Raw genomic sequence first — 24,139 nt, forward strand, 5'->3', positions numbered from 1 at the left:
TTTTAGGTGGTCACTTTCCACCGGAATGACATGGTCACTTTCTCAGGAATCTACACAAGAGTGCTAACCAATAGTAACGAACAGAAAGCAAATATTACTTTTATGTTGTATGATTATAACAGTCGTGTTCTTAGAAGTTATACTAAGAATTATTTACAAGGATATACACAAGTAGATACAAAGTATACTTTTACAGGACTTCCATTAAAAGTAACCACTAAACACAAAAGAGATAACGTTGCAGTGCAAAGTATTGTTGAAGAAAACTTTGTTTATGATCACGCAGAAAGGTTATTACAGCAAACTCATAAGGTTAATAATTTAGCAGAGGTTGTACTTTTTAAAAATGTTTATGATGAGTTAGGAGCTTTAGAGAAAAAGGATGTGGGAGGAAATCTTGCTAAAAATATATTTTTTAATACAAATCTATACTTATACAATGTTAGAGGATGGTTAACAGACATAAATAGTATAGCTAATTATTATCACCCTAACTTGAGACGTCCATTATTTTTATTAAAACTTAACTACAACAAACCTGAGCAAAGTATTACAGGTGTAAACGCCCTTTATAACGGTAATATCTCAGAACAGATATGGACAAGTGGTATAGATAATAAAAAGCGTAGTTACGGCTATGTCTATGATGGAGCTAATAGATTAGTATTAGGTTCTTTTAAATCTCCAGACTTAGGATCAGCTTCAACAGCTAATCTATATGATGAAAAACTAGCCTATGACAAAAATGGAAATATTTTAAAACTTGATAGAAACGGAGCTTCTGTAGGGGGAGTAACAACAGTAATTGATAAGCTTACTTATGGATATGAATCAGGGAGTAATAGATTATCCACTGTAAGAGATGCTTCTGGAAATCAAGAAGGTTTTAAACAAGTAAATACAGTAGGTTCTGATTACACCTATGATGAGTTTGGTAATCTTACTAGTGATAAGCACAAGAAAATAACTAAGATTAAGCATAATCACCTAAATTTACCTGTAGAGATTAACTTTGGAACTGATAAAATAGAGTATCTTTATACAGCTAGTGGAGAGAAACTACAGAAGAAAGTAACAGAGAAAGGAGTTGTAACTCTAACGGATTATCTAGGAGGGTTTCAGTATGTAAAGGGCAAGCTTAGTTTTTTACCAACAGCGGAGGGATTCTTTAATGCTGAAACAAATTCTTATGTGTATCAATTTAAAGATCATCTGGGCAATGTGAGAGTATCCTATAGTGATATTAATAATGAAAATTTAATATTACCTCATAAGATCATTGAAGAAATAAACTATTATCCTTTTGGATTGGCTCATAAAGGTTATAATCAGAAGAATGATGCTTTAATGAAGGATTATAAATATCAATACAATGGCAAGGAGAAACAGGAAGAGTTAGGTCTTAACTATTACGATTATGGCGCTCGTAACTATGATGCAGCTATTGGTAGATGGATGAATGTGGATCCGCTGGCGGAGCAGATGCGTCGTCACAGTCCTTATAACTATGCGTTTAATAATCCGATTAGGTTTATTGATCCTGATGGGATGAAACCAGCTGAATTTGAAAATGATGATACCTTTACAGTTACTCAAGGAGGAAAAATAGAGTATTTAAATAATGAAAGACATGAAGATAAAAATGGAAAAGAAGTTGATAAGTTAATTGTATTAGATCAAAAGAATAAACAAACAAATAAATCAATTTATGTTGATAGAGGAATTTTAAAAGAAAATAAGGATAAATCACTTTCTGGAATTAAATTCTCATATTATTTTGGTACTAATAGAAGTAAGATGAATCAATTATTTAATTTTTTATCCCATAATACCTTGGTTGAGTGGTCTTTGATAAAAGAAAATAAAACAAATAATAATTGGATTTCCACTTCATATTCTAGAGATACAGAAGGAGGAGGAGCAACATTATTAACGCGTTTTTTGGAAGAAGATGAAACACAAAGTTATGACTTCATACATAATCACCCTAATGGAACTACAATTCCTTCAGGGTTAGATGGAAAAGATAATAAAAATGGAGGTAATGATATAAAATTAAAAAACTTTATTCAGAAAAAATTTCCTAACAAGGTCAATTGGTATATAAATGCCAAAGGACAAAAAGAGTTAATTAAATATTAAATCAAAGACTTATGAATAAATTTATTAAAATTAGTATAATTGCAATAATATATATAGTATTGACATCTTTTAATTCAATTGATTATAATGAATTATTATCTCAAAAAGTAAGTTTTCAGATCACCTCAATTAAGTTAAAACGTTTAATTGATGAAAAAATAAAAGAAAAAGATCCTGTTTTTGTAGAAAATGAAGTGTTTTTATTGTTAGTTAATCAAAAAAATAATTATTATGAAATTTATATAGGGAAAACTGACTTTAATGTTTTTGATAAATATAGACCAGATACATTTAAAAATTTTATTGGATACACTTTATATAAGGGAAAACCTGTATTATTATTTGGAGATTATCCTAAAAAATTAATTGTAAGTACTAATAATGTTTTTTGCAATTTTTTAGGTAATGTTTATGATTATGACAGTGATTTTCCACCAATAATTTATGAGCCGATATTAATCAAATATAAGATTAATTATTAGCTTCAACAGCTAATCTATATGATGAAAAACTAGCCTATGACAAAAATGGAAATATTTTAAAACTTGATAGAAATGGAGCTTCTGTAGGGGGAGTAACAACAGTAATTGATAAGCTTACTTATGGTTATGAATCAGGAAGTAATAGACTATCAACAGTAAGAGATGCCACAGGAAATCAAGAAGGTTTTAAACAAGTAAATACAGCAGGTGCTGATTACATCTATGATGAGTTTGGTAATCTCACTAGTGATAAACACAAAAAAATAACTAAGATTAAGCATAATCACTTAAACTTACCTGTAGAGATTAGCTTTGGAAGTGATAAAATAGAGTATCTTTATACAGCTAGTGGAGAGAAGATACAGAAAAAAGTAACGGAGAAAGGTGTAGTTACGCTAACAGATTATTTAGATGGATTTCAGTATGTAAAGGGAAAACTTAGTTTCTTACCTACAGCAGAAGGATTCTTTAATGCTGAGACTAATGCTTATATGTATCAATTTAAAGATCATCTAGGTAATGTAAGACTGTCCTATAGTGATAAGAGTAAGAACAACACAATTGAAGCAAGTGAGATTATAGAAGAAACAAACTATTATCCTTTTGGGTTAGCACATAAGGGCTATAATCAGAAGAATGATGCTCTGATGAAAGATTATAAATATCAATACAATGGCAAGGAGAAACAGGAAGAGTTAGGTCTTAACTATTACGATTATGGTGCTCGTAACTATGATGCAGCCATCGGTAGATGGATGAATGTAGATCCGTTGGCAGAAGAATTCCCTGCATGGACACCATATCATTATGTACACAATAACCCAATGAATTTAGTTGACCCTACAGGGATGAGTGCGAATCCAGTTTTTGGATCTAATGGTGATTATCTAGGAAATACGAAAGAAGGATATACAGGAGATGTTATTATTTATGATGGGAATAAGAATTTTAGTAATATGTCTGCTGATGAGCTTCTTTATGACAATTTTGATGTAAATACACAACGTGGAGAAGGGAATACTTATGACAGAGTGAGAGGAGAATTATCAGGAAATGCTAAATCGAAAATATGGACTCATATTGCCTCTCAATTAGAAGGGCAACAAATATATGATGAAACGTTTAGTATGAGCGATTTAGAAGGCAGTAAGATATACCACAATTCTAATGATTCAGGAGGATGGAATTCGAGACCTAAAAGTATGTATGCTGGATGGAATGATAGGATAACGGGAACTGATAAGTATGGATATGAAACAACTGTAGAAAATATTCAGTCTTCAATTGCAGTTCATGAATGGTATTCTCATATCAAGAAGGGACAAGGAAATGATTCAGATGATAAGTCGCATAGGTTGGCCTATAAGAATGTAATAAATTTTAAAAGTTTGTGGAATAAAACAACAGACGGGTATAAAAGTTTTAATCTCCAACAATTGAAAAATTATACCAAAAAAGAAACGGGAAAAAATCAAGTGGATGTTTTGTATAGAAGGTTGTATAATAAATATGTGAAGTAATGAAAAATGTATATTTTATTTTATTTTGTTGTTTAGTTGTATCTTGTATTTCAAAAACAGATAATAGTAAAAACGTTTATACTAGTAAGGAGAATCAAGTGGGAAAAGTTAATATCTTAAAATTAGGTAATAATGTTGATCGAGTGGAAATAGAATGCTTTTTTTTTGGAGAGTTTAATGATAGAAGTTTCGTCGTGAGATTAACAAATGATAAATTAATAATTTTACTCAATGATGATGAATCCGAAATTAAAAATGATCACAATCATCAATATTTAATAAACTATATTAATAAATTTTATATTGAAAAGAAGGAAAGAATAGTTGTTTCTAAAAACGCAGAACCTGCACCAGTAGCCGACTATCCCTCAATTCTTGTTAGAGTATTTAAAAATAATAAGGAGATTCTAGTTAAAGAAGAAATTTTATATAGTAATATGGAGTTTAATCCTTCTTTTATAGCATTTTATAGTTTATTAAATGACTTGATTCAGATAGAGTAACTAAAATTTTATAGATTCACCAGCTGAACGTAAACATTTTACTCATGGCCTTCATGAAAAGATAAAAACAAACCCACTAGTCCTTAGATTAGAGGGTTTTATATTTACATAGTACTTTTCAGTTTCGTTTGTTTAAGGAAGGAGTTGTAGGCTTCCTTAATAAAAAATAGGAGAATCAACATTTACTTTTAAAGGATGGGAACTTGCTATTAAAGTTTATAGTGGCGTAGTTACGCTAACTAACGGATTATCGAGGAGGGTTTCAGTATGTAAAAGGAAAACTTAGTTTCTTACCTACAGCAGAAGGTTTTTTTAATGCTGAAACTAATGCTTATGTATATCAATTTAAAGATCATCTGGGCAATGTAAGACTGTCTTATAGTGATAAGAGTAAAAACAACATAATTGAAGCAAATGAGATTATAGAAGAGACGAACTATTATCCTTTTGGATTAGCACATAAGGGCTATAATCAGAAGAATGATGCTTTAATGAAAGATTATAAATACGAATACAATGGTAAAGAAAAGCAAGAGGAATTAGGACTTAACTACTTTGATTATGGTGCCCGTAACTATGATGCAGCTATTGGTAGATGGATGAATGTGGATCCGTTAGCGGAGAAGTATATGAGTTTTACGCCTTATGCTTATGTGGGGAATAGACCTTTAAATTTTGTTGACCCTGATGGAAGAAAGATTGTACCAAGTGCCTATGTTTATAATAGTAAAACAAGATCAATTGATTACCATAAAAATAGATTTACCACCAATTTTGCAAAAGCTACACGAGCATTTGCGTCATCGACTGAAGGTGGAAACTTTTATAGACAATTTATGAGTAAAGGTGATAATTTTGTGGGAATAACAGCTACAGAGGAAGGAAAGTTTTCAAAATATGAATTAAGAATAACCGATATAAATATATCTGATCCAGGAGAAAGAGGAGCATATTGGGGAACTACTGAAGCTTTGTTTAGAGGAAGAATTGATAAGGAAAGTGGAAATTTATATTTTGAGACTAATTTTGATACCATGTATGGAGAAGGAACTCTTTTAGAATCGCTAGGACATGAAAATTTTATGCACGGTTACAAAGTAGAAGATATGATTGAATTTTATGAAAAAAATGGTAGTGAAGCAACAGCTAAAGCATTAAAAAACGGTACTTTTCCTTCGGGCGACAGTGATCATCAAGCTTTGAAAAAAGGAGCAGAAGGAAAAGAAGTAAATCATAGAGGGTATGGTAAATATAAATCTTTTAGAAATGAAATGTCACCTAAATATGAGAAATCATTTAAGAATGCTGATAAAAAGTATAAGTCTTATTAGTTTTACTTTACTTTTGATAGGATGTCAATCAAAGGTTAATGATGAATTTATTCAGATTTCTGTTAATAAAAAAACAAAATACTATTATGAATGTAATTTAGAGGTTATTTATAACAAAGATAGCATAGTTGTAAAAACCACTACTAACGATTCTATTGATACAAATGAAAACTTATTAGTATTAAGAAGACAGAATGAGTCGTTTGTTTTGGTGTCAAATAAAGTGTTAATGAGAAATGACAATAAATTAATAAATAAAGAAATATTGTCAACTAAAAATTTCCATTATAGTGTCTTTGATACGTTAGCTCCGTTGAATGATGTGTATAAGATAGATGTTTATAATTATAGTATAGGAAAGGAATTTATCTCAACGATATCTCAATATTATAGACCGCAATCAATGATTAGAATTTGCTATAATAAAGATTTTCGTATCCATAAAGTTAAGGTAGTATTTGGTGTAGATGAATTTGTTTTTGAAAGTAGTAAGTATAAGATGGATGATATAATAGATGAGAAAACAATAGTTTATCCTAAATTTTTTAATGATATGAAAAGAGATAGTTTAGAATTTCTTAAAGAGAATCAACATGGTGAATGGGCATTGTGATAAAAATAGTTTGTTTAACCATTAAATAAAAACACTACCCCAAACCTTCCAAACGGATCGTTGGGGTTTGTTTTTTAGTTAACAGTAAACTGTTAACGGTTGACGGAAGAATATTCAATACATAGAAAATTAGAACCGTAAGCTGTAAACCGTCCACTGTAAACCAAATAAAACACCCTGCCACCGTTACACTATTAAAAAAGGCTTCGACATTTTAAACGACAATGGTAGAAGTGTTTGCAACGATAAAGTACAGCCTTAGACTACAATAAAACAACAGTGGTGTAGTAAAAAGTGTAGTTGGGCTTTTAGCGATGGTTTAGTATAAAAGCAAAGTATGGAGTACAACTTATTTTAAAAGTAGTTTAAACACTTTTTAAAGTAAATAGTAGTCAAGCTATTATGACAATTATAATTGAGGTAAGGCATTAGAAATGCTTTGCTGTATTTTAAAAGTGGTTTGTTGTCAAAGTGGTAGTAAAGTCAATATAGTAAGACGAATGTTATCACATTGGCGATAAACTTTTTTTTATTGTGGATACTCTTTTTTTTGCTTTAAAGCTAAAGTTTAGGGTATTAAAAATGATGTTCTTTTATATTACAGACATCTTAGGGAAACCATGCCAATATGTAGATTATCTTCCATTTGGAGAGGTTATGACAGAGCAAAGTACTAATAATATATTTGATAACATTTATAAGTTCAACGAGTTTGGAGGAGAAAGCGATGAGCTTTTGGCGAACAAACCGAACACAGTGCTAAATTAGACGAAAGCATAGGCTATTACTATTATGGCGCACGCTATTATGATCATGGAATGAGTATATTTCTGAGTGTGGATCCGTTGGCGGAGAAGTTTGTAGGATGGAATCCGTATAACTATACAATGAATAATCCTATTAATTTAACCGACCCTACAGGTATGGCGCCTGAGGATTTTGTACAACGAAAAGACGGTTCTATTTATTGGGATAATAAGGCTAATGATCAAGTTTCAACTAAAGCAGAAGAAACTTATCATTTACTTTTAATGTTTTATAGCAGATAATTATGATGGTCCTTTAGGAAGCCTTCCAGAGGGAGATAAATTGACAACAACTATAAATCTTTCTGCCACAGAAAATAGTAGTGGGGAATTAACAGGATTAAGTACTACAAAAACTACGGAGATAGGAAAGACTTTTGGTAAATTTCAAGGAAGAGATTTTTATCCAGGAGAAGGTGGAAATAATAATTATTTTACAAAATCAGGCATGTCTATTAATTATGAACAACATGCAAGTGTTTCAAGTTTTGAAAAAAGAGGACTAAACTCTATGGGATACCAAGTTGTAGATGTAGCACAAAAGCTCAATATAAGTTTTGATAAAGGGAGTGTGAACTTATCAGTAAATGCCTATACTAATACTTTTCCATCAGCTACTTTAAAGTTAAATAATACTAACACCACGTTGATGAATTATAAACAACCATCTTTTGTAGGTACACATACAGCACCTATAAAGGGCTATTCTCTATCAGCAAGAGGAGAAGGGCGAACAAGAGGACAGCCAATACGAGATTTTTCTTATTATCCATCATCGTTAGTTGAATTTCCTGGTATACAACATGACTTGGCATATGATAAGTTAGGAATTACAGGTGCAAGTGAACTGTTAATGGATAGGAGTGCAATTTCGGCAGATTGGACCTTTGTAAGTCAACATATATTTTTGTCTCGATTGGGTTTTTTAAGTCCAGCAGATAGATTCAAATCAGATCTTTTAGGGTATGGTTTGGGAGCTGCCGCAACTCCAAAGACATTGTTAAATTTTGTACTGCCTTCTCCAAAATATAGCTATCCATATACACCTGAACAACGAATTTTAATAAATATAGGTATGTCTAATTTTAGATAGTTTTTATGAAGAAAATAGTTCGATTTTTAAAAATAGTGATTAGTTTTTTAGTTGTTATTATCATTATTAATTTTTTGTATTCTTTGTTTATGGTGGGAAGCCATCCCTATGCAGAACAGTATATCTTAAATGTTTCGGAAGATAAAGCTATAAATGAAATACAAAAATTAAAACAAAGAGAGTTTTCATTACAAGTACCATTAGATAGTTCATCTTTTGGAGGATTAATTGATGAGAAAAATGGAAATATGTATTATGTGTATTTTTTATTAAGAGACAGAAAAACAGTAGTATTGTGCTATGTAAAAAGAATAGATAATTGCACTACCACTTTAGGATTGATATCTGCAGGAGAAGGATCTCGATTTTTAAATAATAGGACAATTAATGCACGAAGTTATTTTTTGTTAAGAGATTTAAGTACAAATGAAAATAAACAATTTAAGAAAGATTTAGAAGAACAAGTTTTAGATAAATTGAATGTTAAATGGAAGAAAAATAGATGGTGGTATAGTATTTTTCCAAGATTTAAAACTAAATTTCCCCACTAGAGAAAGTATTTATTTTATTGATTTATAGAAACAAGCCCCATAATTAGAATTGTAAGAGGCTTTATTTTATAAAATCGATTGAATTTTTCTTTTAGTGATAAACGCATCAATAAAAGAGAAGATGTGATTGTAACCTGTTTCTTCAAACTTAGACACTTTGTGGCTAAGGAGGGTATACTAGAGTATTGATTGACAAATTGGAAAAGCTTTACAAAGTATTGAAATAGGAAGAATACAATTTGGCAAACTTGTCGATTCTGAATAAGATATTGAGATTGTTTTTAATGCTGGAAAAGAACCCAAAGGAGCAGCAGTAAAACAAGTAATGGAAATAAAACAGTAAAGCATCTGATTAAACTTCCATGACCTGAAAAATCATGGAGTGTAGAACATTATCTTTCATAACAAAGCTAATTTTATCGTATAAAATTTGTTTTATGAATTAAATAATTAATTTTGAATTAATTACCTATAAAAAGATGAGTGAGTAATTAGGTGAGTAGGTTTTTTAAAAAGATCTTCAAGTGATTGATTTTAAAGATATTTACAAGGAGTGGTTCGAATCCTGCCACTATTTGAAGTTGACTTATTCCTTTGGTATATAGTTGTAGTAATTAATTTCATTATAATATGTCAAATTTTTATTTACCATATCTCCTATATTTTTTGCTAAGATATTTAGACACATTTGAACTTGTTATTTTAGATGGTCACGTTCCATCGGAATAAGGTGAACACTTTTAATGGGATAGATTTTTTTTCTGTTTACATAATTTTACTTTTTACAATTCTACGCTAACATTTTTTTTCAAATGTAAATTTCAGGTGTACTACATCATCCGTTATCCTTTACCAATAATGGGCCATAACTTTTTGCGCCGACATTTTAGTTCAATAAAAAACTCCTAAATATCTCTCTTTTTCAAAACATATTCACGCGCTTTTTCCTGAATTTGATCATCAGATAAAGACTTGTTTTTTAAAAGCCACTCATTAATTTCGGATTTCTGAAAGAACAAGTATTTACCATTAGGTTTAGAGTAAGGGATTTTACTGTAGTGAACCAGGTGATAGATATATGATTTTTTAAAACCTGTATATTTTTCTAGTTCTTCCACAGACAGAATTTCCTTGTGATTAGAGATAATAAGTTGCTCTAGATAATCAAGCTTGTCAAGTATAAGTTTAATGTTCTCCATAGTCAATTGTTTTTAGATTTAGAAGCAAACTACACTTAAATCATAAACGACTAAAGCCAAGTGTACTTTCAAGTACTACTTGGCTTTATTGTAATTATAATCTGTAATTAAACGTTTAGTTTAAAATCCAAATTTAAGTTCCGGAATAAGCTCAGAGGCTTCTTTCATTTTACTATCTATGATTTTAGCATAGATTTGAGTCGTTCTAATCTCACGATGCCCTAGACGCTTTGAAACAGTGTAAATATCAGCCCCATTTTCTAAGAGTAGGACAGCGTTTGTATGTCTTGCACTATGGAAAGTAATATGCTTGTGAATACCCGCTCTGTTACACCAACGAACGATTTCATTATTGTAAATAGCCGAGTATTTAAGATTAGTAAAAACGAGTTGATTCAGTGATTCTCTTTCTCCTAAGAGTTCTCTTGCTTGTTTGGAGATATAAAGATATTCAACACCTTCTGTTTTTTCTTGTCTATAGATGACTCTACAAACATCATCTTCGTCTCTTACTTCAGACCAAACAAGCTTGTTAATATCCGACCAGCGAAGACCAGTTAAACAAGAGAATAAAAAAGCTCGTTTGAGCACTTCGTATTTACAATCTGTTTTTACAAGACGTTGTACTTCATTAAAAGTAAGATACTCTCTTTGGCTTTCCGCCTGTTTAAAACTCTTTACCTTTTGAGCATAGTTAATCGTTAGATAGCCCTCTTCAAAAGCTAATCTAAGAGCAGCTCTAAACTTATTGAGATAAGAATATTTTGAGTTTAATGAAAGAGGAAGTTTACTTTTAGTAAGGGCTTTTTTATCAATGTATTCTCTAACTCTTTTTAAAAAGTCATCATCTACTTCATCAAAAGTAAGGGTAGGAGATATACAACGTTTTAAATGAAGAAAAGAAGCTGTCCAGTTTCCGTAGTTTTTAGGACTTTCGTATTTCTCTTCCATTTTTTCGTGAAAGAAGTCTAGGAAACAACGTTGTCCTTTGTGTTTGTTTTTAATTCCGTATTTACCTCGAAGGTCTTCACTTTGTCTGATAGCTAAGATATTCTCAGCCATTTGGAGTGCTTCTTTGTTTTCTTTTCTCTCTTTTGGACTATTAGGAGAGCCGTGGAGGAAGAGTTTGAGGTTTTCGAATTCTCTGATATGCCTTTTTTTACCTTCTAGTGAAACTTCAAATCCTTTGTAGTATTCAATTTGAAGACTAATTTTTCCACTTGGCAGTTTTCGTTGTTTAAGTGTGATGTTCATAATTTTCTATATTAGGTTAGGGAGACTTAATTTGTACCACATTTGTACCACATAATTTTAAAGTGTGGTACAAATGCGGTACTAAATATAGGAAATAAGGACATCTTGTAAAAACATTTAACACTTAACTATTTGATTTTCAAAGTATTTAAAATCAAATAAAAGTATTAAAAAGACAGGTTATTTACCAATACAAAAGTTCGCAAAAATATTACCTAACAATTCGTCATTCGTAACCTGTCCTGTTATTTCACCGAAGAAATATAAAGCCTGACGAATATCAATAGCCATTAAGTCTGCAGATAAATTTGTCTGAAGTCCCCATTTAACCTTTTCGATTTCCTCCAAAGCTTTTAGAAGAGAATCGTAATGACGCGTATTGGTTACGATCGTTTCATTATTGCGTAGAGCACCAGTATTAACAAAGCCTAATAGAGCCTCTTTTAGCTCCTCTACACCTAAATTCTCTTTTGCAGACATCAACATAAGGTTGTCGATATTAGCTTGGTATAAAGCGATTTGTTCTTCTGACAATAAATCCTTTTTATTACACACCACAAGTAGTGGTTTTAGTGGATACTTGTTTTTCAGTTTTTCTAATTCAACTTTTATTTCATCTAAAGAACTACTATTTAATTTAGCACCATCGATTAGGTATATAACAACTTGAGCTGCTTCGATCTTCTCAAACGTCTTTTGGATACCAATGCTTTCTACCACATCTTTTGTTTCGCGGATACCAGCGGTGTCTATAAATCTAAAACCAATACCATCGATTACTAATTCATCCTCAATTGTATCACGGGTTGTCCCTGCAATATCAGAGACGATAGCGCGCTCTTCATTTAGTAAAGCATTCAATAAAGTTGATTTCCCTACGTTAGGTTCTCCAACGATAGCTACAGGAATTCCATTCTTAATTACATTACCTACTGCGAAAGAGTCGATAAGGCGTTTTAGCACAAATTCTATGCGGTCGATCAATTCTCTAAATTGCGTACGATCTGCAAACTCCACATCTTCCTCTGAGAAATCAAGTTCTAATTCAATCAACGAGGCAAAGTTCAACAACTGTTCGCGTAGTTTAGTAATCTCACTTGAGAATCCCCCGCGCATTTGCTGCATTGCGATTTGATGACTTGCTTCGTTATCAGAAGCGATTAAGTCAGCGACAGCCTCGGCTTGTGATAAATCTAACTTACCGTTTAAGAAGGCACGCATGGTAAACTCCCCAGCTTGAGCCATCTTAGCACCTTTGCGCAGACACAATTGGATTATTTGTTGCTGGATGAAGGTAGAACCGTGGCAAGATATCTCTACTGTATTCTCTCCTGTATAGGAATTAGGACCTTTAAAAATAGAGATTAACACCTGATCCAAAACGCGATCTCCATCTACGATATGCCCCAAGTGTAGCGTATGTGTTTTTTGTTTTGTCAGGTCTTTGTTTTTAATCGATTTAAAGATACCATTTACTAATGTGATAGCATCTTTACCCGAAACTCTTATGATGGCAATAGCACCTGCACCAGATGGGGTTGCCAATGCTACTATTGTATCTTGTAATATCATATATGCTGAATTATCTCGCAAAGATAATATTAATTCATTTAATCTAATGATGTCTACGATGGTGAAGAGAAGTTCTTTGTATTGCTACTAAGAGAGAGGTTAGTTACGTATAATCTAAATAGGAATGTTTATCACAATAAACTTAATTAAAGGTAGAATAGTGCCCTAATTTGTCTATTTATACCTATTGCGTATAAAAGTAAGTCTTTACATGCTATTTAGGCTCTCTGTCGCATATTTTACAACTTTTAGCCTTTAAAATACTATAAAAACATAAAGATTATTCATATCTTTATACAAATAAAACAATTGGATACCATGAAAAAAATACTATTCCCTACAGATTTTTCAGAAACAGCTAACAATGCTCTAGTATATGCGTTAAGAATGGCAGAAAACCAAAATGCAACTCTTTTTGTACTACATGCTTATGAGATGCCTGTGATTTCTGCAACAGCTAACCCTGTAATGGTACAGGATGTATATAAATCTATTGAGTTGAGCAATTTTGAAAATTTCAAAGATCAAGTACCTCAAATTAGAGATATAGCAAAACAGCATAACTTAGACCACGTTCCAATGCACTTCATTTTAGAAGAAGGTTTCTTGAACACTATCTTGAAGAAAAGAGTTAAAGAAGAAGATATTGATTTAGTAGTGATGGGAACAAATGGTAATTCAGGATTAGATAAGAAAATCTTAGGTTCTAATACTGCTAATGCAATTGGTTCTTTAGGAGTTCCAGTATTGAGTATTCCTCATGATGCTATTTTTGATGGAATTAATTCTATTGCTTTTACAACTTTGTTCAGTTCACAAGATAAAACTACTTTAGAGACTATTGTTAAAATGGCTAAAGGTTTTAATGCAACTGTAAAATGTATTCACGTTGCAACTGCAAAAGATAAAGCAGATCCTGCTATTGTTAATAGTTGGAAAGAGAACTTTAAGAATGACAATGTGAAGTTCTATATTGTAGAAAATAGTGATGTCGAAAAAGCAGTATTTGATTTCTTAGATGAAGAGAATATTGACCTTTTAGTTTCAGTAAAAAGAAATAGAGGTTTCTTCGAAAAACTATTTACAAGTAGTATGACTAAGAAATTAAGTTACCACAATTATGTTCCTGTGTTAGCTTTCCACGAAGAATAAGAATGTTAACTTTATAAGTATATGAGGTGTCCTTTTAGGGCACCTTTTTTATTTCTGCTATTCTAGATTGTTAGTGGTACGGAAAATAAAAAACTCTCTATAAGGGAGTTATAGAGAGTGAAAAAATTGAACTGTAACTCTTATTTAGAAGTGAATGAGAGAGACGTCGTATAATTGTGCGCTATCATACAGTTCTGTCATACTGTGATCTGTCGGATTAAGTACAGGTAATTGTTATAAGGTTACCTGTCAGTCTAAATAAACAGTTTTTTTGTAATTCTATGGGTACTTTGTTTCTATCACAAAGGTAATTTTAACCGTAATTTATTAATATATTTTCTTCTCTTAGTGAGAATACTGATTCATATTTTGTCATTAATTATTTACGACATGGCATAGTTAAAACTATTCCGAATATACTTGTTTTATTAGTGTAATAATTATTCTATTTGTTTATTGTTTTATTTCTTATAACAAATTTAAAATGTTTAATGAGTTGAAAACATGATAAATAACATGTTTTTATAAATATATTCTCATTATTTACCTATAGATACACAGTGTAGCACTATAGTCAATGAAAGAAGACATGGCTATTACGGATAAGATGTAAAAAAGATGAGTAGTACATATCGTACTACTCATTTTTGAAGTTATAGTGTTTTAAGAAGTTTCTCAGCTACTGAATCGTAATCTAATAATAGCGCATTTTCTGGTTTATAGGTTTGTTGCCACGCAAAGTTTAAGATAGTGATCTTTTGGGTAGCAGTACCATCCCATTCTGTCTTAAATCCATTTTCTTGTAAGGTTTGAACAATTTTTTTACCTACTGCGATAGAGTCTTCTTCTTTTTCAGAGTGCATATCTTGAAAAGCAAGAGTTAAATAAGGATCCTTTTCTCTAAAAGCACGTTGTAGGTCCTGTTCGTTATAAAAGCAAATTCCTTTAGACTTCTTACCTTTTGCCTGTAATTGTTCTTCTATTAGATCTACTTCGTAGTATCCGTCATCTATTGTATATCCAGCATAATGAAGCGCAATGATATGCTGGTCTACCAGTTGGTCAAATGCTTTTGCTAATTTTTGTGTTGTAGTTGGTACATGCCAATTTTTACTTGCTTTAAGTAGTGCTTTTTCTTCTTTTAGAATAGTTTCTTTCACCCATTTTTCATTGATTTTACCTTGTAAATCATTCTCGTTGATTTCTTCAGTAATAAACTCTTCTACATCTTCACTGTCCCAAAAACCTGATTTAATGAGATAACTAATAGACTCAGCAATGAATTTTTGTTCTTCTGTCATGATTATGCTTGTTTTATATTTTTAAAAGGGTGCTTGTCTTCAGACCATAGAGGAGTGAAGTGGCTTTCTATCCATTCGTTACTCACTTGTTCTAATGTACTAGGTGACCACTTAGGAGATTGGTCTTTATCTATTAATAATGCTCTTACTCCCTCAGAGAAATCTGGGTGTACTGTAAACTGACATGTTAGATTAAGCTCTGATCTAAAGACTTCTTCTAAGCTGTAGTGTTTACTCTCTGTAAGCTGTCTAAAGATAACCTGAACAGATGTAGGAGAACCTTTAGTAAAAAATGAATATCCTGCCGATACCCAAGGATCAGATTTGGCTACAGGTTCTATGATATCGATAAATTCTGCTACAGAGCGTATCTGCTCTAATTTTGCAATAAGTGACTTGTGTAACATGACCTGTGATATAGGCAAGTCTTTACTAGGAGTAGTGCGCTGTGCTAAGAGGGTATTAAGCTTATCTGATAGCTGATCGCTGCTACTGATCTGTACTAATTCGTCTAGTATGATCTCTTTCAAAGTAGAAGGTATAAAGTAGTCTGCAATACCTAGAAATAAAGCATCAGCTCCATCAAAGCGAGTACCTGTTAACCCTAAATATAATCCATAAGCAGAAGGCATCTTATTTAGGAAATAAGATGCTCCAACATCTGGATATAATCCGATGCTAATCTCAGGCATAGCTAGTAGACTGCGCTCTGTGACAATGCGGTGTGAGGCCCCTGCTAATAATCCTAAGCCTCCCCCCATTACTATACCATCTCCCCAGACAACTATCGGCTTAGGATACGTATGGATTAAGTAATCTACACTGTATTCTGTTATAAAGTATTCTTCACAGATAGGAGGTACTTGAGTAGGATCTATCGTTTTATAGTCTTCTATTGCTTTTCTTACCTGGCGAATATCTCCGCCAGCACAGAATGCTTTCTCACCAGCACCTTGTAAAAAAATACATTTTATATTGTTATCAGTTTTCCATGATTCTAGAATACTTTTTAGTTCACTCACGATTTCAAGTGATAGCGCATTAAGTGATTTTTCTGAATTAATGGTGATAATTCCTAAGTTCTCTTTTATGTCTGTTAGTACTATACTCATATTTGACCTGTTTTGATTGTTTAAAGTTATGAATAATAATCAAACGGTATGCATATCACAAAGATAGTTCTACTACACAGAATAAAGTAGAGTATCTGTAGGATATGACTGCAAATTATAATAATATACCGATGGATTATAAACAGGTATAATGTACATAAAATTTAACTATTTATGAAGCTTTGTAAAGTAGGGAGTTTATTTATTTGCTCATTCTCGCTGTTTGTCATCTGGGAGTAATAGTTCAATAATAGAGTGATTTATATTCATTGTATTTGAAATGAGCAACTTATTAGGTTCATTTATTCTTCTCATTAGTTCCTTACTGATTCATCCTATAATTAGAGAGTTATCGTTTTATTGAAAATACTATCTTATTTTCAGTAGATTATTTGTCCACTTTTTGCTGACGATTTACACTCTAGTATATGTAAAGAGTATAAAATAACCTATCTGATTAAATCTCTTTGTTTAAATAACCACATTATACCATCATTATTATAAAGTCTAAGTATAATGAAAAGAGAATAAAAGGAGTATTCTTGGACAAAAGATGCTTATAGCCAGTTATTGTCCTAGTATTCTCCTATAATTGTCCAAGAAACGTCGTATATAGCTTATATATACTGAGATGGTAAGGTGTTGGTTATGTTGTGCTATATTGAGTGATTTAGTTTTAATATGTTGATTGTTAGGTGTTAATGTGTTTTTTTGGGTGTAAAAAAATAATAAAAATTTGTGCTTTGACTCTTAAGATGACTACTAATTAGAGTATATATGGGTAAAATATAACTTAATAAGGTTCTTAAAATGAATATTTATATCTATTTAGTCAGTTTTTGTAGAAGAATAAATAATTTTTTTATAATAAGTGGAGCTTGTTTGTCTAGTGTAATGGAGAGATTAAGTATGTAAGAAAGAGGAGGTAGAGGAATGCTATTGTGCTTGTTTTGATTACTTAAGTAATTAAATCCTTTATTTATATCCTTTATAACGAGTCACTCGTCAAATAGTTTTTACCATTTAATAGAGCTATTGTTTTTTTGTGCCAAAATAGAATAGATGAGAATAGTAACACATTTGTTGACTTTAGGTTTCATGTTTATAGGTATATATACTACTCATGCACAAAATAAAGTACAAGGAGAGTTTAAGGTAGATTATGTCCCTATGTCTAATTATATTAGACCAATAGATAGTCTGAAGACGGATTCAAAAAGTGATTTTAAAAAGGTAGAACTGACTTTAGAAATCCCTCTATCTATGAAAATGGACCATAGGGATAAGCCAAAGATATGGTCTGTGACAGCTTATGGAGGGTATGCTAGGATGAATCATAAAGATTATGAAGAGCAGTTATTCCCGACAGAATTGTTAAATGCTTCGATAGGTGTAAAACACTTTCGTTCAATAAGTGATTCGTGGTCTTTATTGTTGATGGGGTCTGTGGGAGTATATACAGATATGGAGAATGTAAATAAGGATGCTATCCTTGGGCAAGGTGCAGTGTTCTTTATCAAGCATTTTAGACCTAACTTCTCACTAGGAGGAGGCCCTGTACTAACGAATAGTTTTGGGATGCCTATGGTATTGCCAGGTATTTATCTAAACTGGGAGACTAGAGGTGACTTTTTTGTGAAGGTGGCATTTCCAAAAGGTGTAGAGCTGGGATACAAGTTTACAGATTACTTTTCATTAAGTGCAGCTGTAGATTTGCAAGGAATGACTGCTATCGTAAAACAAGATAATGAAACCAAAATTCTTGGATTTCAGCAGATCGTGGCAGGGGTACGCCCTGTGATTAAGTTTTCTGATAATATGACTTTATCGTTTACAGCAGGTACTACCTTAGTAAGGTCATTCTCTTATAATGAAAGGAAAATCAAGAGTATCTTTAAGGAGAAAAAAGTAGCTGATCCTAAATTCTCTACTACATTCTATGGAGGGATGTCTCTGAAGTGGAGCTTATAGGCAGATAAGAAAAAACGCTTTAAAAGTAGGGTATAGTTAGCCTTCTTTTAAAGCGTTTTTTTGATTAAAGGCATATGGAAAGAAAGTGGTTTGTGAAATGTTTTTTAAATCAATTTCAACTTGCTGGTTAGTCTTATATTTTATTTCTTGGTTGAATATTTTACTGTCAGTTTTTCTTAAAGGTTTAGAGGCTAAGATTTGAATAGGATCCAATTTTTTCTCTTTTTTTAAGTTCTTCTATTAATTCAGTTTTTTAACTTCTTGATGTTTAAACATTCTTAAAAGTCGCTCTTATAACTTCATCTTGTAGAAGAATACTTTATATCTTTAATTTGTAAATGGATGATATTGTCAGTGTAATCTCTAATAAAGCCGAAGTGTTTTTTGTGATAACTTGTTTATTTTATCAATAATATAGAAAAACTATAATTTGGTATTTCTCTAAAGTGCCTTTAATGGATACTTGTTAAGTTTGGTTCATTTCTTAGTATAGTGTGTTAAGAAGAGAACTAGTATCCAAGAGCACTTGATACCTTTTTTTAATTAATTTAATAATTAGTTATTCATTTATTTACTTAGTAGGTTTTTATATACCACTTCATTAAGTAAGGCTTCTTTTCTCATTCTAGAGATAGGTAGTTCTGTTTCTTTAATAAATACTCGACCACCAGATATGGATTCGATATGATTGATATTGATTAAGAAGGATTTGTGAATTCTAAAGAAGTGTTCTTTAGGTAATAATTCTTCTATGGCAATCATGGTCTGATGAATGATTAAACAGCGATTGTTTAGATGGAGCTTTAGGTAATTCTGCATAGCTTCAATATACATAATGTCATTCCAATCTATTTTTACAAAACTATCTTCATGTTTAACATATACTGTAGAATCTATATTAGTAGTAACTTCATTCTGATCAGTGTTTCTTAAATCGAATAACTCTTTTGCTTTTAAAGCTGCCTGATAGAATCTTTTAAACGAAATAGGTTTCAGTAGATAATCGACTACTTGTAGTCTAAAACCATCTAGGGCATGCTCTGAATAGGCTGTTGTGAAAATAACCAGAGGAGGCTGTTTTATAGATTCTAGAAATTCAACACCTGTTAAATAAGGCATATTAATGTCTAAAAAGAGTAAGTCATAAGAGTTGTTTTGTATTACATCTAGTGCCTCAATAGCAGAAGAACATGAGCCTTCGACTTTTAAGAAATCTATCTTAGCGATATAGTCAATGATTGCTTTTCTGGCTAATGGTTCATCATCTACTACTAAGCATTTTAATGGAAAGTTCTTTTTATCTATTGACATATTTCTTCTTTTAGCTGAATGGTTAATTCTACAACATGTTTATCATCTGTATGTTCTATTTGTAGGGTATGCATATCAGGATATTGCATGAGTAAGCGTTCTTTTATATTATTCTCTCCAATACCTCCTTCTTTCTTAGGTAGTTTATATTTTATACTATTGGAGTTTTCTATATATAAATGTAATGTATTATTTGATTCAGTACAGTTGATTATTATATATCCTTTAGTATGGGGTAATCTAGAAACATGCTTAAATGCATTCTCTATCAATGGGACTAGTAGTAGGGGGGCGATTACTAGCTTTTGGTTGGTAATATTCCATTTGCAGTTCACATCTAGCTCATCACCCCATCTTATTTGTTCTATGGCAACTAGATCTTTTAGGTATTGAATTTCTCTGTATAGTAGAACCATCTTGTGATTACATTCATATAGCTGATACCTTAATATATCTGAGAACTTAAGTAATACTGTAGAGGCAAGTTCTACATCATTTTGCATTAAGGTGTAGATATGATTTAATACATTGAACATCAGATGAGGGTTGATTTGATCTTGCAAGAGTTTGATCTGTGCTTCTAAGTGCTCTTGCTTCAGTTTAGTATTTATCTTCTCTATACGATGGTGTTCTTCATAAAAACGTATTCCGCAGGTAGTGGTAATAATGGCCATAGCAGAGGGAATGGTTTTATGTAATTGATTAAAGAATAGTTCTCTTGGGTTGAGAAGCGCATCTTGTACAAATAAATTACTACTACTCAAAAAGTACGGAAATAGTGTAAAGCAAGTAGCTAATAATATCGATAATACAATAATAAAGAATAAAGCGATTAGTAAAAAACTCTTTATTGAGCCTTTTTTGAGCGCTTTAGGTAGTAAATAATCACTTACAAAATGGGAGATACTTATTGTGAATGTCATGACGATCAAAGTAGGTACTAACCAAATATTGTGGTCCTGAGGCGATAGTATCTGTGGATAAACTGAAAAAGTAAGGGTAGTCCAGAAAACTACAAAGAACAATCGCTTAGGACTAGAAAGAAATTTATTTATCATAGTTAAATCATAATCAATTTAAAAGGAGCTATTATTAATACTATGCGAAATACAGTTTTTATTATGTGATTATACTTATTTATTTGACTAAGGGTATATATAAGTTGATGAATGAATAATTACATTCCTTCTTTTAAGACAATTATTATTCCAATCTATTGCAAATAAAAAAATCCGAGTATTAGTGTACTCGGATTAAAAAGCGCTAGTAAGAAAATTAAAATACTCTTTATTGTTATTAAAATTATTTACCGTTTGTTATTATAAATAATTTATTTGAATTACTGTTTTATAATGTGGGCAACAACAAATAACTATTATAATCAATCCAAATATAAGTCTTTTTAAGATAGGATGATAAAATAATCTTTAAGTAGTTAGGGCTAATGGCTTGTTTTTGAATAATAAAGTGATTGTTTAACTGTTAAATAACTTTTAAAAAGATATTAAAAATAAGAAAAGTGACATCTAATGGCATCTTCTTGTGATACAAGAAAATGAAAAATATAATAATATTGAGTGAAGAAAAACCTCTAATAGAGGTGTGAAGTACTTGTGAGTGGGATGGAAGTTAAATATATCATGGTCAAATGAAATATATAGTAGGGTGAATAAAGAGATTTGGTTTATTGACATTTATAGTCTAACCTCTTTAGAACGTTAAAAATAATAAAGAATGAGAGGCAAATATTTGTATTGTATATTAATAACCCATCATATCTTTATTTTTTATATAAAAAAATAGTTAACTATTGTTCGTTATATTATTTGTTGTAATTTTATTATCTCAAATAATAAAAAACAAAGTTATGAAAGGAAAAAAAATGTTAGCTTTAGCTGTATTAGTTACAGGTATTGCATTTGTTGGTTGTAAAGATACAAAAGCAACAGAAACAACAGAAACAGAACAAACTGCTACAACAACAGAAACTGCTGTTAAGGATGAACATACTTCAGAAAACTCATTAGATTGGGCTGGTACTTATGAAGGTACTTTACCAGGTGCTAATAGTGATATTAAAACTACTGTGGTTTTAAATCAGGATAAAACTTACACTAAGACTGCAATCTACGTAGACAAAGGAGAAGAAAAGTTCGAAGAGAAAGGTACTTTTACTTGGAATGCTGAAGGAACTATTGTTACTTTAGTTGCTGAGGGTGAATCTACACAATATAAAGTGCAAGAAGGAAGCCTTTTAATGTTAGACCAAGAAGGTAAAGAAGTTACTGGACCTTTAGCTGATAAATATGTATTAGCTAAGAAATAGTCAACATATCATAAAATTAAAAAAAACCTTTCGAAAGAAAGGTTTTTTTATTATCTCCAAGTTGCTAGTTTTCTTATACTATTATTACTATTCTTTTATTCTTCTAGACCTAATATACATTGTTATTCCAATAAGGAAAGTAAGAATACTAATGAATATTTCTTTATTATACTCTTGTATTTTAAAAGCTTCTATTTGTTGTAAGGTTTCTATATGGATATTATACATATAGATTTGGTGGCCTAATATAAGTAAGGAAGCAATAATGATAAAGCTACTAGTGATTTTTAATTTCTGTCTCATAGTACTTTTCTTTTTTTATTACATAATCTAATATATTAAAAATATGTGAGTATTTTAGTTTTGTCATATTAAAAATACTAAAATAGTTCGTATTGTGTATTTTGATACAGTTGTTCTTAATGAATATTCTGTACGTTATTTATTTAAAAAGACAAAAATTAGGCCAAAAAAAAGACTTACATTCTAAATGTAAGTCTCTATATATAACTTAAAAGTATCTTATTTAATTACGATTAATTCAACTGAAGTTAAGTGTTTATGATCAACTACTACTAGGTCAATTTCAGTATGAGTTAGTTTGTTTATTTTGAAATTGATAACTTCATCTACAATAGATGACTTCAGAGTTAATAGACCTCCATCTAGTGTATATGTGCCTTTGTCACTCTTTTCGCTATATCTATCAAATAAGGTATATTGACCATTTTTTAAACTAATTTCAACAGAAGATACTTGGTATGCTGTTTTGATAGCTTTATTAATATCTGGTGCAAAAGTATAATATGTAGTCAACCACTTTCTCTCTATATTATTATGATTAACAGCTAGAGTTTGTGGTTCATTTAATGTGTTATTATCATCAGAAGATGAACAGCCTTGAAGTATCGTAATCGTCAATATTGATAATAAGGCAACGGAAAAAGCGACAAATTTCTTCATAGTTTGTTAAATTTAGTAGAGTAAAGTGTGGTGGTCTAAACTCGTAATTTTAATTAAAAATATGATAAAGTATTGATAAAAACAAATTATTTTCTGATAATTTTTAGTAAAAATACTATAGTGAAGTTAAATGAAGAGACTGTTAAATTATAATTACTTATCGCTTAATATATTATATTGTCAAAAGCTGACGTATAAAGGTATAAAAAAAGGTTTTTAGTTTTACTAAAAACCCTTTAAAACATCATGTTTTGTGTTTTTATTTTTATATGAATTCGCAAAAAGAACTTATTCTATGCATGGAATATTGTCAATGAAGAATTGTGTTGGTTTTGTCTGAAGATCTACAATGGTTGATTTTAACTCATTTCTAATAATAAAAAGTTCTGAAGTACCTGGGAATCGTATTTGAATCATTGATATAGGTGATGCTTTTAATAAGGCTAAGTGTTCTTTTTTTATAAAGAAATCAGCATCTAATATTCTAATATTATTTTTCTTTTCATGATCATAAGTATACGTTCCACAAACATCGTCTCCTAGGTAATGTGCTGTTATGGTTGTTCCATTAACTAACTTTATTGAAACCATACTTTTTTTTGCAACACAAGTAATTGGAATGAAATCAGGACTTTTTTGGAGATATTGTAAATTTAAGAAGGGATATCCGTTGTTATTTACTAGAGAAAAGAATAATGAACTAGTAGTGGATACTCTGTCAAATTCATAGACAAGTACATTGTTTGTTTTTCTGTAGTTAATTGTATCATTAACTTCTTCATAGTCGATAGAACAATTTCTCTCTTGTGCATGTATCGAAGTAGTAATGCCCAGAGTAAAGATTAGTAAGAGTGCTAGTTTTTTCATTTGTTATTAGTTTGCTGACAAATTATCATTATTTTTTTAATGAAGCAATAATATTGTTATAAATAGTGTG

At 30.9% G+C, this 24,139-nt stretch carries 24 protein-coding genes; 13 read left to right on the forward strand and 11 right to left on the reverse strand.

The annotated features are described in order from the left end of the window. Positions 1-30 precede the first annotated feature (30 nt). The 10 genes from AABL85_RS01885 (at position 31) to AABL85_RS01930 (ending at position 9,041) form a co-directional block, all read left to right on the forward strand. A complete protein-coding gene (locus AABL85_RS01885; RefSeq protein WP_341308942.1) occupies positions 31-2,142 on the forward strand; it encodes an RHS repeat-associated core domain-containing protein in 2,112 nt (703 codons plus the stop codon). A gap of 11 nt (positions 2,143-2,153) precedes the next feature. Further along, positions 2,154-2,624: a hypothetical protein gene (locus AABL85_RS01890; protein ID WP_341308943.1), complete on the forward strand. Its 471-nt coding sequence runs from the start codon at positions 2,154-2,156 to the stop codon at positions 2,622-2,624. A gap of 491 nt (positions 2,625-3,115) precedes the next feature. Next, a complete protein-coding gene (locus tag AABL85_RS01895; protein WP_341308944.1) occupies positions 3,116-4,144 on the forward strand; it encodes an RHS repeat-associated core domain-containing protein in 1,029 nt (342 codons plus the stop codon). Further along, positions 4,144-4,647: a hypothetical protein gene (locus AABL85_RS01900; protein WP_341308945.1), complete on the forward strand. Its 504-nt coding sequence runs from the start codon at positions 4,144-4,146 to the stop codon at positions 4,645-4,647. Before AABL85_RS01895 ends, AABL85_RS01900 begins: the two co-directional genes overlap by 1 nt. A gap of 422 nt (positions 4,648-5,069) precedes the next feature. Beyond that, a complete protein-coding gene (locus AABL85_RS01905; RefSeq protein WP_341309248.1) occupies positions 5,070-5,978 on the forward strand; it encodes an RHS repeat-associated core domain-containing protein in 909 nt (302 codons plus the stop codon). Beyond that, a complete protein-coding gene (locus tag AABL85_RS01910) occupies positions 5,932-6,591 on the forward strand; it encodes a hypothetical protein (RefSeq protein WP_341308946.1) in 660 nt (219 codons plus the stop codon). The genes AABL85_RS01905 and AABL85_RS01910 overlap by 47 nt, the downstream gene beginning before the upstream one ends. 534 nt (positions 6,592-7,125) lie before the next feature. Then, entirely contained in the window at positions 7,126-7,359 is a 234-nt protein-coding gene (locus tag AABL85_RS01915; protein WP_341308947.1) for a hypothetical protein, read from the forward strand. A 50-nt stretch (positions 7,360-7,409) separates the two neighbouring features. Further along, entirely contained in the window at positions 7,410-7,640 is a 231-nt protein-coding gene (locus tag AABL85_RS01920; protein ID WP_341308948.1) for an RHS repeat-associated core domain-containing protein, read from the forward strand. A gap of 40 nt (positions 7,641-7,680) precedes the next feature. Beyond that, positions 7,681-8,490 carry a hypothetical protein gene (locus AABL85_RS01925; protein ID WP_341308949.1) on the forward strand — a complete coding sequence of 270 codons (810 nt, stop codon included), beginning with the start codon at positions 7,681-7,683 and terminating at the stop codon, positions 8,488-8,490. Positions 8,491-8,495: 5 nt separating this feature from the next. Next, on the forward strand, positions 8,496-9,041 hold the full coding sequence (locus tag AABL85_RS01930) for a hypothetical protein (RefSeq protein WP_341308950.1): 546 nt from the start codon (positions 8,496-8,498) through the stop codon (positions 9,039-9,041). A gap of 905 nt (positions 9,042-9,946) precedes the next feature. Here AABL85_RS01930 and AABL85_RS01935 read toward each other — a convergent pair. The 3 genes from AABL85_RS01935 to mnmE all read right to left on the reverse strand — a co-directional run bounded on the left by AABL85_RS01935 (position 9,947) and on the right by mnmE (position 13,066). Further along, positions 9,947-10,240 carry a helix-turn-helix transcriptional regulator gene (locus AABL85_RS01935; protein ID WP_341308951.1) on the reverse strand — a complete coding sequence of 98 codons (294 nt, stop codon included), beginning with the start codon at positions 10,238-10,240 and terminating at the stop codon, positions 9,947-9,949. Between the two features lie 120 nt (positions 10,241-10,360). Then, on the reverse strand, positions 10,361-11,494 hold the full coding sequence (locus AABL85_RS01940) for a site-specific integrase (protein WP_341308952.1): 1,134 nt from the start codon (positions 11,492-11,494) through the stop codon (positions 10,361-10,363). A gap of 180 nt (positions 11,495-11,674) precedes the next feature. Beyond that, positions 11,675-13,066: a tRNA uridine-5-carboxymethylaminomethyl(34) synthesis GTPase MnmE gene (gene mnmE / locus AABL85_RS01945; RefSeq protein WP_341308953.1), complete on the reverse strand. Its 1,392-nt coding sequence runs from the start codon at positions 13,064-13,066 to the stop codon at positions 11,675-11,677. A 318-nt stretch (positions 13,067-13,384) separates the two neighbouring features. Between mnmE and AABL85_RS01950 the strand changes: the two genes are divergently transcribed. Further along, positions 13,385-14,218: a universal stress protein gene (locus AABL85_RS01950; RefSeq protein ID WP_341308954.1), complete on the forward strand. Its 834-nt coding sequence runs from the start codon at positions 13,385-13,387 to the stop codon at positions 14,216-14,218. A gap of 653 nt (positions 14,219-14,871) precedes the next feature. Here AABL85_RS01950 and AABL85_RS01955 read toward each other — a convergent pair. Both AABL85_RS01955 and AABL85_RS01960 read right to left on the reverse strand, forming a co-directional pair. Then, on the reverse strand, positions 14,872-15,519 hold the full coding sequence (locus AABL85_RS01955) for a DUF6891 domain-containing protein (RefSeq protein ID WP_341308955.1): 648 nt from the start codon (positions 15,517-15,519) through the stop codon (positions 14,872-14,874). A gap of 2 nt (positions 15,520-15,521) precedes the next feature. Beyond that, entirely contained in the window at positions 15,522-16,631 is a 1,110-nt protein-coding gene (locus AABL85_RS01960; RefSeq protein ID WP_341308956.1) for an enoyl-CoA hydratase/isomerase family protein, read from the reverse strand. 1,062 nt (positions 16,632-17,693) lie between these two features. On the opposite strand from AABL85_RS01960, the gene AABL85_RS01965 reads away from it, so the two are divergent. Then, positions 17,694-18,602 (forward strand): DUF6268 family outer membrane beta-barrel protein, encoded by a 909-nt coding sequence (locus AABL85_RS01965; RefSeq protein WP_341308957.1) that lies wholly within the window; start codon positions 17,694-17,696, stop codon positions 18,600-18,602. Positions 18,603-18,638: 36 nt separating this feature from the next. On the opposite strand, the gene AABL85_RS01970 is transcribed toward AABL85_RS01965, so the two are convergent. The 3 genes from AABL85_RS01970 to AABL85_RS01980 all read right to left on the reverse strand — a co-directional run bounded on the left by AABL85_RS01970 (position 18,639) and on the right by AABL85_RS01980 (position 20,971). Further along, positions 18,639-18,815, reverse strand: coding sequence for a hypothetical protein (locus tag AABL85_RS01970; RefSeq protein WP_341308958.1), 177 nt, complete (start codon positions 18,813-18,815; stop codon positions 18,639-18,641). Between the two features lie 354 nt (positions 18,816-19,169). Beyond that, complete coding sequence (locus tag AABL85_RS01975; RefSeq protein ID WP_341308959.1) at positions 19,170-19,913, reverse strand: LytTR family DNA-binding domain-containing protein; 744 nt, start codon at positions 19,911-19,913, stop codon at positions 19,170-19,172. Continuing rightward, a complete protein-coding gene (locus AABL85_RS01980; RefSeq protein ID WP_341308960.1) occupies positions 19,904-20,971 on the reverse strand; it encodes a sensor histidine kinase in 1,068 nt (355 codons plus the stop codon). The genes AABL85_RS01975 and AABL85_RS01980 overlap by 10 nt, the downstream gene beginning before the upstream one ends. An 809-nt stretch (positions 20,972-21,780) precedes the next feature. On the opposite strand from AABL85_RS01980, the gene AABL85_RS01985 reads away from it, so the two are divergent. Next, a complete protein-coding gene (locus AABL85_RS01985) occupies positions 21,781-22,239 on the forward strand; it encodes a copper resistance protein NlpE (protein WP_341308961.1) in 459 nt (152 codons plus the stop codon). 87 nt (positions 22,240-22,326) lie between these two features. Here AABL85_RS01985 and AABL85_RS01990 read toward each other — a convergent pair whose 3' ends face one another. The 3 genes from AABL85_RS01990 to AABL85_RS02000 form a co-directional block, all read right to left on the reverse strand. Continuing rightward, positions 22,327-22,542, reverse strand: coding sequence for a hypothetical protein (locus AABL85_RS01990; RefSeq protein WP_341308962.1), 216 nt, complete (start codon positions 22,540-22,542; stop codon positions 22,327-22,329). A 219-nt stretch (positions 22,543-22,761) separates the two neighbouring features. Beyond that, positions 22,762-23,202: a hypothetical protein gene (locus AABL85_RS01995; RefSeq protein WP_341308963.1), complete on the reverse strand. Its 441-nt coding sequence runs from the start codon at positions 23,200-23,202 to the stop codon at positions 22,762-22,764. A gap of 288 nt (positions 23,203-23,490) precedes the next feature. Continuing rightward, complete coding sequence (locus AABL85_RS02000) at positions 23,491-24,069, reverse strand: hypothetical protein (protein ID WP_341308964.1); 579 nt, start codon at positions 24,067-24,069, stop codon at positions 23,491-23,493. Positions 24,070-24,139 lie beyond the last annotated feature (70 nt).

The organism is Myroides odoratimimus (assembly GCF_038039805.1).
In the GTDB taxonomy this organism is placed as follows: domain Bacteria; phylum Bacteroidota; class Bacteroidia; order Flavobacteriales; family Flavobacteriaceae; genus Flavobacterium; species Flavobacterium odoratimimum_B.

What these genes read in the sequence shown, in the direction of transcription:
- AABL85_RS01935 (WP_341308951.1), bottom strand. Translation starts at nt 10,240, where the DNA reads ATGGAGAACATTAAACTTATACTTGACAAGCTTGATTATCTAGAGCAA.
- AABL85_RS01890 (WP_341308943.1), top strand. Translation starts at nt 2,154, where the DNA reads ATGAATAAATTTATTAAAATTAGTATAATTGCAATAATATATATAGTA.
- AABL85_RS01950 (WP_341308954.1), top strand. Translation starts at nt 13,385, where the DNA reads ATGAAAAAAATACTATTCCCTACAGATTTTTCAGAAACAGCTAACAAT.
- AABL85_RS01955 (WP_341308955.1), bottom strand. Translation starts at nt 15,519, where the DNA reads ATGACAGAAGAACAAAAATTCATTGCTGAGTCTATTAGTTATCTCATT.
- AABL85_RS01995 (WP_341308963.1), bottom strand. Translation starts at nt 23,202, where the DNA reads ATGAAGAAATTTGTCGCTTTTTCCGTTGCCTTATTATCAATATTGACG.
- AABL85_RS01895 (WP_341308944.1), top strand. Translation starts at nt 3,116, where the DNA reads ATGTATCAATTTAAAGATCATCTAGGTAATGTAAGACTGTCCTATAGT.
- AABL85_RS01985 (WP_341308961.1), top strand. Translation starts at nt 21,781, where the DNA reads ATGAAAGGAAAAAAAATGTTAGCTTTAGCTGTATTAGTTACAGGTATT.
- AABL85_RS01975 (WP_341308959.1), bottom strand. Translation starts at nt 19,913, where the DNA reads ATGTCAATAGATAAAAAGAACTTTCCATTAAAATGCTTAGTAGTAGAT.
- AABL85_RS01965 (WP_341308957.1), top strand. Translation starts at nt 17,694, where the DNA reads ATGAGAATAGTAACACATTTGTTGACTTTAGGTTTCATGTTTATAGGT.
- AABL85_RS02000 (WP_341308964.1), bottom strand. Translation starts at nt 24,069, where the DNA reads ATGAAAAAACTAGCACTCTTACTAATCTTTACTCTGGGCATTACTACT.
- AABL85_RS01910 (WP_341308946.1), top strand. Translation starts at nt 5,932, where the DNA reads ATGAGAAATCATTTAAGAATGCTGATAAAAAGTATAAGTCTTATTAGT.
- AABL85_RS01990 (WP_341308962.1), bottom strand. Translation starts at nt 22,542, where the DNA reads ATGAGACAGAAATTAAAAATCACTAGTAGCTTTATCATTATTGCTTCC.
- AABL85_RS01980 (WP_341308960.1), bottom strand. Translation starts at nt 20,971, where the DNA reads ATGATAAATAAATTTCTTTCTAGTCCTAAGCGATTGTTCTTTGTAGTT.
- AABL85_RS01920 (WP_341308948.1), top strand. Translation starts at nt 7,410, where the DNA reads ATGAGTATATTTCTGAGTGTGGATCCGTTGGCGGAGAAGTTTGTAGGA.
- mnmE (WP_341308953.1), bottom strand. Translation starts at nt 13,066, where the DNA reads ATGATATTACAAGATACAATAGTAGCATTGGCAACCCCATCTGGTGCA.
- AABL85_RS01900 (WP_341308945.1), top strand. Translation starts at nt 4,144, where the DNA reads ATGAAAAATGTATATTTTATTTTATTTTGTTGTTTAGTTGTATCTTGT.
- AABL85_RS01940 (WP_341308952.1), bottom strand. Translation starts at nt 11,494, where the DNA reads ATGAACATCACACTTAAACAACGAAAACTGCCAAGTGGAAAAATTAGT.
- AABL85_RS01930 (WP_341308950.1), top strand. Translation starts at nt 8,496, where the DNA reads ATGAAGAAAATAGTTCGATTTTTAAAAATAGTGATTAGTTTTTTAGTT.
- AABL85_RS01960 (WP_341308956.1), bottom strand. Translation starts at nt 16,631, where the DNA reads ATGAGTATAGTACTAACAGACATAAAAGAGAACTTAGGAATTATCACC.
- AABL85_RS01885 (WP_341308942.1), top strand. Translation starts at nt 31, where the DNA reads ATGGTCACTTTCTCAGGAATCTACACAAGAGTGCTAACCAATAGTAAC.